The following is a 13,241-nucleotide window of genomic DNA, read 5'->3' as shown; positions in this document are numbered from 1 at the left end:
CCGTAGCCGGGCTCCGGGACGGGGCGGCGGGGGCCGGACGCCTCAGCCGCGTCCCCGCCAGTTGCTCACGGCGTGGGCGAAGTTGATCGCGATGATGCCGCCCCAGGCCAGCAGCAGCCCGACGGTGCCCGCCTCGCCCGCCGCGATGGCGGTCAGCGGGATGCCGATGCCCATCGAGCCGAGCGCGACCGTGACCGAGGGGTTCGAGGCCTTGCGCGGCGCCCTCGGCGCCTCGGCGGCGTAGGGCCCCGGGTAGAAGCCGGGGTGGGATCCGGCGTGCATCTCGGCGCGCACCCGCTGGGCGATGGTCGCGTCGAGACGTGACACGAACGAGTCGATCAGCGCGGTCTCGTACTCCGGGCCGAGGTCCCGGCGGGCCTCGATGGTGGCACGCATGTCCTGGCGGATATCTTGATGATTCTGCACGCCTCGATTGTTTCCTCCGTACGCCCGTCCCGCATCAGTCGTTAGGACGAGATCCGTGTCCCTGTCGGCGAGTCAGCCCTTCGAGGACGCCTCGTCCTCACGGGGGACGTCCCCTCCGGCGACGTCCCTGGATATCACGACCCCGCACGGCCCGGGGCGGGTGGAGATCGACGAGGTGACCGACCCGCGTTTCCTGCTCGTGCTCACCCACGGCTCGGCCGGCGGGGTGGACGCGGGCGATCTGCTGGCCGTACGGGACGCCACGACGGCGATCGGCGGGACGGTCGCGCGGGTGCTGCAGCCGTTCAGGATGCGGGGGGCGCGTGCTCCGGGCTCGGCCGTCAAGCAGGACGAGGCGTGGGAGGCGCTGGTGGCGGAGCTGCGCGGGCGCTACCCGGGGCTGCCGCTGGCCCAGGGCGGGCGGAGCAACGGGGCCAGGGTCGCCTGCCGTACGGCCGGGGCGGTCGGGGCCCGCGCCGTGGTGGCGCTGGCGTTCCCCCTGCACCCGCCGGGAAAGCCGGAACGGTCCCGCGCCGGGGAACTGCGCGCGGCCGGGGTGGACGTGCTGGTGGTGAACGGGGACCGCGATCCGTTCGGGGTGCCCGACGCGGTGGACGCCGCCCGTCTGGTGGTACTGCCGGGGGAGGGGCACGACCTCAAGAAGGATCCCGCCAGGGTGGGCGAGGTGGTCGCCGCCTGGCTCGACGCGACGATGCGGCCGGGGCCGGGTCCGGGGGATCTGTGACGATCCCGGTGACGCGGGTGAACCGGATCCTCACCCGATGCGGCGGTCGTGGCGGCCCGGGCCGGTCCGGGCCTTTGGGACGATCCGCCGGGGCGGTGCGGTGCGGTGTGCACCGGCCCCCTCCGGGTGATCGACCGGGGTGACCCGGTCGTCAGCCGACGCCCACCAGGGGGCGGTGCGGCTCGATGACGGCGCCGTCGGGGAGGAGCTCGCCGGTGTCGTCGAACAGCACCACACCGTTGCAGAGCAGGCTCCATCCCTGCTCGGGGTGAGCCGCCAGGGTGCGGGCGGCTTCGCGGTCCAGCGCGTCGGCGGACGGACAGGACGGCTCATGCGGGCACATCGGCGTGCCTCCGGATCTCTCGTGTCGGCTCACCCGGGTCACATCGGGCATGGAGTGGGCATCGGACATCCGGCGGCACCGTCACCGATGGGTCTCCGTTCCCACGTGTGACGGGGGACGAGCATCTGAATGTTGACATATGACCATACAGGTCCCCGTAACAGAACGAGGCCCGTACATCAAGCAGATCAAGTGTGCGATCGATCGCACCTTGGCGACATAGCCCGTTAGGACTGTTTGTGGGCTGGAGAGGGCCAGTCCGTTGGAGCCGTGCCGGGTGATGTGACCTATGACACATCATGCCTGATATACGGACAATCAACCAAGAGCGACACGCCGAGCGGAGAGTAAACGATCGGTTACACCTTCCTGACGCGTGAGAAGGGTGGTGCCCGATCTCCCGGTGCGAGGGGCGGGGCGTGCTCGGCCCCGTGCGCTCGGCCCCGTGTCCTGGGCCTCGTGTCCTGGGTCCCGTGCGCTCAGCCCCGTGCGCTCAGCCCGGCCAGGAGGGCCTCCAGCCCGTGTTCGAAGTCGGCGTCCGCGCCGGGACTGCCCCCTCCCCGCGACGGGGGGCGCCACGGCTCGTCGTCATCGTCGGCGGGCTCGGCCCACCCCGACTGCTGCACCTCCACCGCCACCGCCCCGAAGACGTAGGCCCGCAACGCCCGTACGGCCGCCGGCGCGTCGGTGAGCCCGGCGTCGGCGAGCTGGTCGATCTGTTCCCGGATCGCGATCGCGGCCCGCCCCCTGGGGGGCTTGGTCAGCGCGAGCGCCAGCACTCCCGGGTGCTCCCTGAGCGCGGCCCGGCCGGCCCGGCACCAGGCCCTCGCGCTCTCCTGCCAGGTCGCGGCGGGCTCGACGTGGACCGTGGTGACGTGTTCGGCCAGGGCGTCCATCAGGGCGTCCTTGCCCCGGGGCAGGTGGTGGTAGATGGCCATCGCCTCCACCTGGAGCGCGTCGCCCAGTCTCCGCATCGTCAGCCGCCGCAGCCCCTGCCCGTCGGCGATGTGGAGGGCGGCGTCGATGATGCGCTCCCTGGAGAGCGGTACGGGTGGTCGCTTGGCAGGCATGCGATCATCCTGCCAGCTTCACCTTACTGCGTAAAGGACGACGCGCCGTGAACGCGGATCACCCTCCCGAGCGTGACGTCCCCGATCGACGGCCCGGAACCGGGGAGGGCGGCCGGGGCCGAGATGACGGGCCGGGACCCGGACGGCGTAGGCTACGAGCGGTGATCTGCCGGAGAGGGCCCGGCGGCCGGTGAGAGAGGGTAGACGATGGCGTTTTTCCGACCGCGCGTGAGCCGGGAGGCGGAGGTTCGTCACCACGCCGACCAGGAGGTCGGGAAGGGCTTCCCCGAGCTTCTGGAGAAGGCGCGGGCCGCCGAGGCGGAACTGCGCAGGGCGCAGGCCGCCGCGGCTCCGGTGCAGGAGGTGCGGGCGGCCGGTCTGGCCCTGGACAGGGCGCTGACCGAGGCCCTGCGCGCGGCCGAGGCCAACCAGCGCGCGACGTTCGGTGTCAGGGCCTACGACGACCGGATCCGGCGCCGCAAGGGCAGGGCCACCCCCGTGGGGTCGGGGTGGACCGACGAGGTCAACCGGCTGCGTACCCTGCGTGAGCGGAACCGGCTGACCGGCATCCCCAGGGTCCCGCGCCCGGTCCAGGCCTCGGCCCGCTGATCCTCGCCCCCGCCGCCCGTCACGCCCCGCCGTGGCGGGCGGCGCGGGGCACCCCGAGACGACGAAGGCGCCACCGGGGACCGTGAGGTCTCGCGGTGGCGCCGTTCGTCGTGGGTCAGGCGTGCCGGTGGCCGGTCAGCTCGCCCAGTCGAGCAGCGGACGGGTGTTGCTGGGGTGGCGGAGCTTGGAGAGCGACTCCTTCTCGAGCTGGCGGATGCGCTCGCGCGTCAGCCCGAGATACTTGCCGATCTCGTCGAGGGTGTGGGGCTTGCCGTCGACCAGGCCGAAGCGCAGTGCCATGATCTTGGCCTCCCTGGGGGAGAGGTTGCCGAGCACGCCGCGCAACTGCTCGCCCAGCAACTGACGGTCGACGACCTCCGAGGCCTCGGGCGAGTCGACGTCCTCGATCAGGTCGCCGATGGTGGTCTCGCCGTCGTCGCCGATGGTGGCGTTGAGGCTGATCGGCTGGCGGCTGGTGCGCAGCAGCTCCTCGATCTGGTCGGGGGTCTTGTCCAGCTCGACGCCGAGCTCCTCCGGCGTGGGCTCGCGCCCCAGACGCTGGTGCATGTCACGCTCGACGCGCGAGAGCTTGGAGAGCATCTCCAGCACGTGCACCGGCAGCCTGATGGTCCGGGCCGAGTCGGCGAAACCGCGCTGGATGGCCTGGCGGATCCACCACATGGCGTAGGTGGAGAACTTGTAGCCCTTGGTGTAGTCGAACTTCTCCACCGCGCGGATCAGGCCCAGGTTGCCCTCCTGGACCACGTCGAGCAGGGCCATGCCACGGTCGGTGTACTTCTTGGCGACGGAGACGACCAGGCGGAGGTTGGCCTCCAGCATGTGGTTCTTGGCCCGGCGGCCGTCCTCGGCGATCCATTCCAGATCGTCGCGGGCGGACGCGGACAGGCCGGGCTCGGCCTCCAGCTTGGCCTCGGCGTACAGGCCGGCCTCGATCCGCTTGGCCAGCTCGACCTCCTGCGCGGCGGTGAGCAGGGTGCGGCGGCCGATCGACTTGAGGTAGGTGTGCACCGAGTCGCCCATGACCGAGGACTGGTCGTCCAGGTCCATGGCGGGCTCGGCCTCCAGCTCCTCCACGGCCTCCACGGCCTCCAGTTCGGCGGCCTCGGGCACGTTCAGCTCGTCCAGCTCGGCGGGAACGCCGTCGTGAACGCCGTCGGGGGCGTCGTCCGGGCCCGTCGAGGTCTTGGTGGCGGTCCTGCTCTTGGCCGCACCGGAGGGGGCGGCGGAGGGCACGGCGGACGTCGCGGACGCGTCGGGCCCGGGCGCCGCCGCGCTCTTCCTGGCGGGGGCGGCCTTGGTCTTGCGCTCGGCGGTCTTGCGGGGAGCCTTGCGAGGGCTGGTCTTGCGGGTGCCGGTCGAGGAGAGCGAGGGCTCGTTCTCGGCGGCCAGGCTGACGCCCGCCTCGGTGAGCCCGCGCAGGATCGACCTGCCCTCGGCGGGGCTGATGCCGGCCTCGGCGAAGGCGTGGCGCAGCTCCGCGAGTGAGAGATGGCCCTGGACTCGCCCTCGGTCGAGGAGCTGATCGAGGGTCGACGGGGCCTCAGATGAGGCCGCCACGGCGGTTGGGGGCATGAGGACACCTCCTCCATCACGGAGTCGTCTGATGAACGGGTCTGCTCGGTCTATGGGTGGGGCGGTCTGGGGGCCGCTCAGCGCACCAGTATCAATAACCCCAGCGAAGAACTTTCTGTTCCCGGCTCGACCCGGATAATGCGAAGGGCGGACCACCTTTTTCCTTGACCGGCCGAGGTCCGGCCCGTGACCTGCCGAGGTCCGTCCACGACCTGCCGAAGTCGGTCCACGACCTGCCGAGGGGCGGTCGCGTGGTCGGCCGGGGCGCTCCACGTGATCGACCGTGGTGCGCCACGTGATCGACCCGGGCGCTCCACGCGATCGGCCGGGGTCCGCGTGTGGCGGGCGAGGGGCCGTCGTACGGCCGGCGGGGTGACCGGTGAGGACCACCCGCGATCGGCGGAGGCCATCCGCGGCCGGTCGTCATGCCGGGTCACCCCCGCCACGGCCCGCGAGATCGCCGGCACCGCCGCGGGGAGCGCGGCGGGGACTACTCGGCCACTTCCAGGGGGCCCTCGACGATCGGCATCGGGAAGGGCTCGGCCCCCTCCATCCGGTCCTCGGTCCAGTAGCCGACGATCTTCTCGGGGTCGGGATTGATCTCCTTGGAGACCACGTAGTCCTCCGCGGGCGCGGGCGCCGTGGACGGCGAGGGCTCCTGGGAGGGACGGGGTTCCCCGGAGGGGAGCGGGTCGTGCGGGGCGACCGGCGCCGGCTCGCCCACGGGCCCGCTCGTCCCCTCGGTCCCCGGCGCCCGCTCGACGCCGCCCACCGCGGCGGCCGCCGTGACGGAGATACCACCGGCGAGGACCAGGCCCACGACCCCGGCCGAGACCCATGCCCTACGGGTGACGTTCATCGGCGCGTCCTTCCTGCTTCGGCTGCTCCTTGGACGTGTGACCCTACCCCCACGGTTCCCGATCATGACCGTGACGGAGGGTCTCCAGGTCGGGCTTGCCGTTGGTCAGAAGTGGTATCTCGGGCAGAACGACCAGCTCGGCGGGGGCGGCGTAGGCGGGCAGCCGCTCCTTGACGAAGGCGCGCAGCTCGGCCAGGGACGGCGGGTCCGGCGAGACGACGACGGCCGTCACCCGCTCCCCCCACTCGGGGTCCGGGCGGCCGACCACCACGGCGTCGGCGATCGCGGGATGCCCGGCCACGGCCTCGGCCACCGTCGCGGCCACCACCTTCTCGCCGCCGGTGTTGATGACGTCGTCGGCCCGTCCCAGCACGCGCAGCCGCCCTCCTTCGAGGACGCCCAGGTCGGAGGTGAGGAACCGGTCGCCGTCGCGGGCCGCCTCGGTCAGGTCGGCGCGCAGGCGGTACCCGGAGAACAGCACCGGCCCGCCCAGCCGGATCCGGCCGTCGCCGCCGATCCGGAGATCCACCCCGTCCAGGGGCTCGCCGTCGTAGACGCACCCGCCGCAGGTCTCGCTCATGCCGTACGTGGTGACCACCCGGGCGCCCGCCGCGCGGGCCGCGGCGAGCAGGTCCGGCGGCGCGGCGGCCCCGCCGAGCAGGATCGTCGCGAACCCCGACAGGTCCGCCCGGCCGGGCGGGAACGTGCCGAGCAGCCGGCGCAGCTGGGTGGGCACCAGCGAGACGTGGTCGGCGCCGGCGGCGAGCACCGCCTCCGCGGAGAAGCCTTCGTGCACGATCGGCTCGGTCCCGCCCAGCAACGACCTGACCAGCACCTGGAGGCCGGACACGTGGGAGGGGGGCAGGCAGCAGAGCCACCGCTCGCCGGGCCGGGCGCCCAGGCGGCGCAGCGAGGCCGCCGCGGAGGCGCGCAGGGCGGCGGCGGAGAGCTGCACCCCCTTGGGGGCGCCGGTCGAGCCGCTGGTGGCGATGACGACCGCCACCTCGGCGGGGACGCCGATCCCGTCCTCGCGGCGTACCCCGTCGAGGTGGGTGGGGCGCAGCGCCTGCAGGGTCGCCCGCAGCGCCGGGGCGGGCAGGGCGGGGGAGAGGGGCAGGACGGCGGGACCGTCGCCGTCCAGGGCCGCGCGGACGGCCCGCAGCAGCCCGGGGCCGGGCTCCGCGACCACGGCGTGCAGCTCGCGGGGCACGGAAGGCCACTCCTCGTGCACAGGAATGGTCATCACGGTCGTAAGGTTAGTGCCGAAAGCCGGACAACGACCGGGGGACGGTCCTCGGCACAGCGGAGGGGTGAGCGATCGTGGGCACGGAGCGGGTCGAGCCGGGCACGGACGAGCGGGCGGAGACGCCGCCCGGGCGGGACGGCACGGTCGACTGGAAGAGGTCCGGCGAGTACGAGGACATCGTCTACGAGACCGCCGAGGGCATCGCCAAGATCACGATCAACCGTCCGGAGCGGCACAACGCGTTCCGCCCCACGACGCTCTTCGAGCTCAAGGACGCCTTCAACGTCGCCCAGGAGGACGCCGAGGTCGGTGTGATCATCTTCACCGGCGCGGGCGACCGGGCCTTCTGCTCCGGCGGCGACCAGAAGATCCGCGGCGACGACGGCTACGTCGACAAGTCCACCCCGCACGTCGGCCGGCTCAACGTGCTGGACCTGCAGGTGCAGATCCGCCGCTGCCCCAAGCCGATCATCGCGATGATCGCCGGGTACGCCATCGGCGGCGGCCACGTGCTGCACGTCTGCTGCGACCTGTCCATCGCCGCCGACAACGCGGTCTTCGGCCAGACCGGCCCCAAGGTCGGCTCCTTCGACGGCGGCTACGGCTCCTGGCTGCTGGCCGAGACGGTGGGCCTCAAGCGGGCCCGCGAGATCTGGTACCTGTGCCGTCAGTACGACGCGAGGACCGCCCTGGACTGGGGCCTGGTCAACGCCGTCGTGCCGCTCGCCGAGCTGGAGGCCGAGACGGTCAGGTGGGCCAGGGAGCTGCTGGAGAAGTCGCCGCTGGCGCTGCGCATGCTCAAGGGCGCGCTGAACGCGGTGACCGACGGCGCCGCCGGGATGCAGCAGTTCGCCGGGGACGCCACCCTGCTCTACTACATGAGCGAGGAGGCGCAGGAGGGCCGCGACGCGTTCAAGGAGAAGCGCGCCCCCGACTTCGGCAGGTTCCCGCGCCGGCCGTAGGAGCCGCGGGCGTCCGGGCGGTCGCGGCCCCGAGGACGGCCCCCTCGGACACGACGCGCCCCGGAGACGGGGTTCTCGGATGCGAATCGCCCCGGGGACGGGGGTAAGGAGGCGGTGCGGTGAATCCCGCTACCGCGCTCGCGACCGTGCTGGTCGACGAGCTGGCCCGCTGCGGTCTCGCCGACGTGGTGCTCGCCCCCGGCTCGCGGTCGACGCCGCTGGCGCTGGCCGTGCACGCCGACAGCCGCATCCGGCTGCACGTGCGGATCGACGAGCGCTCGGCGTCCTTCCTGGCGGTGGGCCTGGCCCGCCGTGGCGGCCGTCCGGTCGCGCTGATCTGCACCTCCGGCACGGCCGCCGCGAACTTCCACCCGGCGGTCGTCGAGGCGCACGAGTCGGGGGTGCCGCTGCTGGTGCTCACCGCCGACCGCCCGCCCGAGCTGCGCGACACCGGCGCCAGCCAGACCGTCGACCAGGTCAAGATGTACGGCACGGCCGTGCGCTGGTTCGCCGAGGTCGGCGTGCCCGAGGAGCGCCCCGGCCAGGTCGCCTACTGGCGGTCGCTGGCCTGCCGGGCCTACCAGCGCGCGCTGGGCCCCCACGACCCGGGCCCCGTCCATCTCAACGTTGCCTTCCGCGAGCCGCTGATCCCGGACGGCGACGCGTCCTGGTGCGAGCCCCTGGAGGGCGGCGCAGGGGGGCCGTGGGTGCGCGCCCGGACGGCCGCGCCGGCGACGGCGCTGCACCTGCCGCCGACCCGGCGGGGCGTGCTGGTCGTCGGCGACGGCGCGACCGGCACGCGCCGGTACGTGGCGGCGGCGGGCATGGCCGGGTGGCCGGTCCTTTCCGAGCCCAGCGGCAACGCCCGCTACGGCGACCACGCCGTGTCGGCCTACCACTTCCTGCTCGGCACGCCGGAGTTCGCCGACGCCCACCGTCCCGACGTGGTGGTGACCCTGGGCCGGCCGAGCCTGTCGCGGCCGCTGCTGAACTGGCTCAAGCACGCGGGAGAGCACATCGTGGTCGCCGGTGACATGACCCGCTGGCCCGACCCGACCCGCTCGGCCACGCAGGTCGCCCAGATGGTGGAGATCCCGGTCGCCGCCGGCGACGACGCCTGGCTGCACTCCTGGCGTCGCGCCGAGACGGCCGCCAGGGGGGCGATCGACGAGCTGATGGACGGCTCCGGGCTCAGCGAGCCGCGCCTGGCCAGGGACCTGGCCGGGACGCTGCCCAACGGGTCGCTGCTGTTCTCGGGCTCCTCCATGCCGATCCGCGACCTGGACCAGGCGATGCGCCCCCGCCGGGGCCTGCGGATCCTGGCGAACCGGGGGGCGGCGGGGATCGACGGCGTGGTGTCGTCCGCGATGGGGGCGGCCCTGGCCCACACCGGCCCCTCCTACGCCCTGATGGGCGACCTGACCTTCCTGCACGACCAGAACGGCCTGCTGCTGGGCCCGCGCGAGCCCCGTCCCGACCTCTGCGTGGTCGTGGTGAACAACGACGGCGGCGGGATCTTCTCGCTGCTGCCCCAGGCCGCGCTGCGCGACCCCTTCGAGAGGGTCTTCGGCACCGCGCACGGGGTGGACCTGGGGCACGTGGCGGCCGCCACGGGCACGCCGTACACGTTCGTGGGCGACCCCGGTCGGCTGGAGCGGGCGCTGCGCGGGGAGGGGCCGCGTCTCGTCGAGGTGCGGACCGACCGGGAGTCCAACGCGTCGCTGCACGCCGCGATGCGCGACGCCGCCCACGCCGCCGTCCGCGCCGTCCTGCCCTGACCCGGGGCCTGGTCCGCCCGCCGGTGGACCGGGTGGATCGGGTGGATCGGGTGGAGCCGGACGGGCGGGGCCGGTGGACGCGGTGGGCGGGCACGGGCGGCGGGCACGGTCAGGTGATGTCGCGGCGGAGCGTCAGGGCGTGGGCGGCGATCACGATCACCGCGACGTAACCGGCGAACAGCAGCCCGCCGCCCCAGACGGGCAGCAGTTCCGAGCCCTGCAGGGGCATGCCGCCCAGGGCGCGGGCCGCGCCGGTCGGCAGCCATCTGCCCAGGTCCGGCAGGAAGCTGACGAGCAGGTAGTCGGCGTACATGAACCAGACCAGCGCCACCGCCACCGCCGCGACCTGGTTGCGGATCAGGGCGCCCAGCGCCACGCCGAACGTGCCGTACAGGGTGACGGCCAGCATCGAGCCGAGCAGCACCGCGGGCGCCCGCGGCGACCACGCCTCCTGGCCCGCCGCCCCCATCATGAGCAGGCCCGCCGCCAGCGTGGCCAGCCCCGACAGAACGGCGATCAGCGCCCCGACGATCCCGTACGCGGCCAGCTTGGCGCCCACCACCCGGCCGCGCCGGGGACTGACCAGGAACTGCCAGGTGATCGTCCGGTGGCGGTTCTCCCCGGCCGTGCCGAGGACGCCGAGCAGCAGGGTGAAGACGTAGGCCTGCTGGGCCATGCTGTAGACGGACTCGGCCCGCCGGCCGGGCAGCGCGCCGTCGGCCTCCGGCAGGAGGACCATCAGCGCGGCCCAGGCCACGCACATCACGGGCGCGAGGGCGGTCAGGACCCAGGTGACGCGGTTCGCGCGCGCCTTGAGCAGTTCGGCGCGGATCAGGCGGTTCATCGTGTGACCTCCAGGTAGAGCTCCTCCAGGTCGGTCCGGGAGGTCAGCGGGCCCTGCCAGGCGAGCCGGCCGGTCCCGATGATGATCGCCTGGTCGGCGATCTGGCCGATCTCGGCCAGGACGTGGGTGGAGACCAGGACCGTGCGCCCCCGGTGGACGCAGGCCCGCAGGAAGCTCCGCAGCCAGTGCATGCCGGCCGGGTCCAGGCCGTTCGCGGGCTCGTCGAGGATGAGGATCTCCGGATCGCCGAGCATCGCGGAGGCCAGGGCGAGCCGCTGGCGCATGCCCAGCGAGAACCCCTTCGTCCTGCGGTCGGCGGCGCCGGTGAGATCGACCTGTTCCAGCACGTGCGCCACGCGCCCGGCCTCCAGGCCGGCGGCGACGCGGAGCGCCTCCAGGTGGGTGCGGGCGCTGAGCCCGGGGTGGAAGGCCGTCGCCTCCAGCACGGCCCCGACCGTGGAGACGGGCCGCTCCAGGTCGCGGTAGGGCACACCGTCGATCACGGCGGTGCCCTCGGTGGGGGTGACCAGGCCGAGGATCATGCGGAGGGTGGTGGTCTTGCCCGCCCCGTTGGGGCCGAGAAAGGCCGTGAGCGTTCCCCGTTCCACCGTGAACGACAGATCGTCCACGGCGCGGACCGTGCCGAACGTCTTGCCGAGGTGGGTGACACTGATCGCTGACATACCTCGACGATGGCCCCGCGGGGGGTGGGAACGCACGGTCCCGGGGGTGGAGCACCCGATGTCCACCCGGGAGGAGGCGGCCGGCGGCCGGGGTGGAGGGGATCTCCACCCGCGGGTCCATGGCCGGTCGGGGAGGGCGCGGGTAGCTTGTCGTCCGTGACCCTTCTCCGTCACCCCGCGGTACGCCGGTTCCTCGTCGTCCTGCTGGGGGCCTACCTGTTGTTCGGTCCGGTCAGCGTCGCGGCCGAGACCGGCCTGCCGTGGGCTCCGGCGATCCTGGTGCTCGGCGCGGCCTGCGCGGGCTGCTTCCTGTGGGCGCTGCGGGGCGGGGACACGCGGCGCAGTGCCCTGCTGCTGGCGGTCCCGCTGGCCGGTGGGCTCGTCCTGAACGCCGTCGAGTACTACAGCGGCCTGGGTCTTCTCTACCCCCTGCTGATCGCCGCGCCGCTCAGGGCCCGGCCGGTGCCGGCGGTGCTGATCGTGGCCGCCGCGGTCGCCGGGACGGGGGGGCTGGGCCTGCTGCTCGGCATGCAGGGTTGGGAGGTGATGGGGAACGTCTTCGGGATGGCCTACGCGGCCGTCCTGGCGTTCCTGCTGCGCCACATGAGGGTGATCCGGGAGCAGGGCGCGGCACTGGCCGAGGCGCGGGCCGGGGAGGCGGTGCTGGCCGACCGGGCGCGGCTGGCCAGGGAGGTCCACGACATCCTGGCGCACTCGCAGTCCGCGCAGATCGTCCACCTGGAGGGGGCGCGGCTGCTGCTGGAGCGGGGGGACGACCCGGCGGCGGCGCTCGACCGGGTCAACCGGGCCGTACGGCTGGCCCGCACCGGGCTGGAGGAGACCCGCAGGGCGCTCGACGCGCTGCGCGGGCGGGAACTGCCGTTGCCCGAGCGGCTGGAACGGCTGGCGGTGGAGTTCCGGTCGGCGACCGGGGCGCCCTGCGCGGTCTCGGTCACCGGGAACCTCGACTCGCTGCGGGCCGGGGCCCGCCTGGCGGTGGCCAGGACCGCCCAGGAGGCGCTGACGAACGTGCGCAGGCACGCGCCGGGCGCCGCGGTCTCGGTGGCGCTGCGCCGCGTCGGCGACTGGTGCGAGCTCCAGGTGCGCGACACGGGGGGAGGCGCGCCGGACCGGCCGGTGGCGCCGGAGGGGGGCTACGGGCTGGTGGGGATGCGCGAGCGGGCCGAGTTGATCGGTGGCTCACTGGCCGCCCGGCCGGGCGCGGAGGGCTTCGAGGTCCTCCTGCGGGTCCCGGCGTGAGCCGCGCGCGGCGTGGCGCCGCCACGGGGGCGGGCGCCGCGCCGCGCGGGGTCCGGGAGGGGGCGGCGGCGTGGAGGTGAGCGTGCGGGTGCTGGTCGCCGACGACCAGACGGTGGTACGCGAGGGGCTGGTGCTGCTGCTGGGCCTGCTGCCCGGCATCGAGGTCGCCGGAGCGGCGGCCGACGGGCGCGAGGCCGTCCTGCTCGCCGGATCGCTCAGGCCCGACGTGGTCCTGATGGACCTGCGGATGCCGCGGATGGACGGGGTCGAGGCGACCCGCAGGATCAGGGCGGAACATCCGGAGATCCACGTGGTGGTCCTGACCACCTACTCCGACGACGAGTCGGTCTTCGCCGCGCTGGCCGCGGGGGCGCGGGGCTACCTGACCAAGGACGCCGACGCCGAGGCCCTGGCCTCGGCGATCACCACCGTGGTGCGGGGCGACGCCCAGTTCGACACCGCCATCCAGCGCCGGCTGGCCGAGGCCGTGACCGTGAACCGGCGGGTGCCGGACCTGCCCGACGGGCTCACCCGCCGCGAGGGCGAGGTGCTGCGGCTGATAGCGGAGGGCCGTTCGAACGCGGAGATCGCCGGGACGCTGTTCATCTCCGAGGCGACGGTCAAGACGCACATCAACAACCTCTTCGCCAAGGCGGGGCTGCGCGACCGGGCACAGGCGGTGACGTACGCCTTCCGGCACGGCCTGATGTCCGGCTGACACCGGGCCGGTGGACCGGGGCGCGGTCCGGTGGCCCGGAGCCGGGGTGCGGGGCGGGAGACAGCGGGGCCGGAGACAGCGGGGCGGGAGACAGCGGGGCCGGGG

The 13,241-nt window shown here is 74.0% G+C and carries 14 protein-coding genes; 6 read left to right on the top strand and 8 right to left on the bottom strand.

All coding sequences use genetic code 11. The features are described 5' to 3' along the window. Positions 1-42 precede the first annotated feature (42 nt). Complete coding sequence (locus AB0G16_RS23015; RefSeq protein WP_362808347.1) at positions 43-396, bottom strand: hypothetical protein; 354 nt, start codon at positions 394-396, stop codon at positions 43-45. A gap of 157 nt (positions 397-553) precedes the next feature. On the opposite strand from AB0G16_RS23015, the gene AB0G16_RS23010 reads away from it, so the two are divergent. Next, positions 554-1,171 (top strand): alpha/beta family hydrolase, encoded by a 618-nt coding sequence (locus tag AB0G16_RS23010; protein ID WP_362808400.1) that lies wholly within the window; start codon positions 554-556, stop codon positions 1,169-1,171. Between the two features lie 151 nt (positions 1,172-1,322). Here the strand turns inward: AB0G16_RS23010 and AB0G16_RS23005 are convergent, their stop codons facing one another. Together AB0G16_RS23005 and AB0G16_RS23000 are read right to left on the bottom strand one after the other, a co-directional pair. Continuing rightward, complete coding sequence (locus AB0G16_RS23005; protein WP_344908614.1) at positions 1,323-1,514, bottom strand: DUF5999 family protein; 192 nt, start codon at positions 1,512-1,514, stop codon at positions 1,323-1,325. 479 nt (positions 1,515-1,993) lie between these two features. Next, positions 1,994-2,584 (bottom strand): TetR/AcrR family transcriptional regulator C-terminal domain-containing protein, encoded by a 591-nt coding sequence (locus tag AB0G16_RS23000; RefSeq protein ID WP_362808342.1) that lies wholly within the window; start codon positions 2,582-2,584, stop codon positions 1,994-1,996. Positions 2,585-2,791: 207 nt separating this feature from the next. On the opposite strand from AB0G16_RS23000, the gene AB0G16_RS22995 reads away from it, so the two are divergent. Beyond that, positions 2,792-3,193, top strand: coding sequence for a hypothetical protein (locus AB0G16_RS22995; protein WP_362808339.1), 402 nt, complete (start codon positions 2,792-2,794; stop codon positions 3,191-3,193). Positions 3,194-3,328: 135 nt separating this feature from the next. Here the strand turns inward: AB0G16_RS22995 and AB0G16_RS22990 are convergent, their stop codons facing one another. From AB0G16_RS22990 to AB0G16_RS22980, 3 genes are all read right to left on the bottom strand, one after another. After that, positions 3,329-4,786 (bottom strand): RNA polymerase sigma factor, encoded by a 1,458-nt coding sequence (locus AB0G16_RS22990; RefSeq protein WP_362808336.1) that lies wholly within the window; start codon positions 4,784-4,786, stop codon positions 3,329-3,331. A 490-nt stretch (positions 4,787-5,276) separates the two neighbouring features. Then, positions 5,277-5,645, bottom strand: coding sequence for a hypothetical protein (locus AB0G16_RS22985; RefSeq protein ID WP_362808333.1), 369 nt, complete (start codon positions 5,643-5,645; stop codon positions 5,277-5,279). A 43-nt stretch (positions 5,646-5,688) separates the two neighbouring features. Next, entirely contained in the window at positions 5,689-6,888 is a 1,200-nt protein-coding gene (locus AB0G16_RS22980; RefSeq protein ID WP_362808397.1) for an AMP-binding protein, read from the bottom strand. 77 nt (positions 6,889-6,965) lie between these two features. Between AB0G16_RS22980 and menB the strand changes: the two genes are divergently transcribed. Both menB and menD read left to right on the top strand, forming a co-directional pair. Beyond that, positions 6,966-7,853: a 1,4-dihydroxy-2-naphthoyl-CoA synthase gene (gene menB, locus AB0G16_RS22975; RefSeq protein ID WP_362808330.1), complete on the top strand. Its 888-nt coding sequence runs from the start codon at positions 6,966-6,968 to the stop codon at positions 7,851-7,853. A 119-nt stretch (positions 7,854-7,972) separates the two neighbouring features. Beyond that, the gene (menD, locus tag AB0G16_RS22970; protein ID WP_362808327.1) at positions 7,973-9,631 is read left to right on the top strand and encodes a 2-succinyl-5-enolpyruvyl-6-hydroxy-3-cyclohexene-1-carboxylic-acid synthase; all 1,659 of its coding nucleotides are present in this window, start codon (positions 7,973-7,975) and stop codon (positions 9,629-9,631) included. 109 nt (positions 9,632-9,740) lie between these two features. On the opposite strand, the gene AB0G16_RS22965 is transcribed toward menD, so the two are convergent. Continuing rightward, on the bottom strand, positions 9,741-10,475 hold the full coding sequence (locus tag AB0G16_RS22965) for an ABC transporter permease (protein WP_362808324.1): 735 nt from the start codon (positions 10,473-10,475) through the stop codon (positions 9,741-9,743). Continuing rightward, the gene (locus AB0G16_RS22960; RefSeq protein WP_362808321.1) at positions 10,472-11,158 is read right to left on the bottom strand and encodes an ATP-binding cassette domain-containing protein; all 687 of its coding nucleotides are present in this window, start codon (positions 11,156-11,158) and stop codon (positions 10,472-10,474) included. The genes AB0G16_RS22965 and AB0G16_RS22960 overlap by 4 nt, the downstream gene beginning before the upstream one ends. A gap of 156 nt (positions 11,159-11,314) precedes the next feature. On the opposite strand from AB0G16_RS22960, the gene AB0G16_RS22955 reads away from it, so the two are divergent. Together AB0G16_RS22955 and AB0G16_RS22950 are read left to right on the top strand one after the other, a co-directional pair. Beyond that, the gene (locus tag AB0G16_RS22955) at positions 11,315-12,418 is read left to right on the top strand and encodes a histidine kinase (RefSeq protein WP_362808318.1); all 1,104 of its coding nucleotides are present in this window, start codon (positions 11,315-11,317) and stop codon (positions 12,416-12,418) included. Between the two features lie 70 nt (positions 12,419-12,488). Then, on the top strand, positions 12,489-13,136 hold the full coding sequence (locus AB0G16_RS22950; RefSeq protein ID WP_362808315.1) for a response regulator transcription factor: 648 nt from the start codon (positions 12,489-12,491) through the stop codon (positions 13,134-13,136). The last annotated feature ends 105 nt before the right edge of the window (positions 13,137-13,241 follow it).

Origin of the sequence: Streptosporangium sp. NPDC023615 (genome assembly GCF_040640155.1) — a bacterium.
Lineage (GTDB): Bacteria > Actinomycetota > Actinomycetes > Streptosporangiales > Streptosporangiaceae > Streptosporangium.
This window is presented reverse-complemented; position numbering and strand designations above follow the sequence as displayed.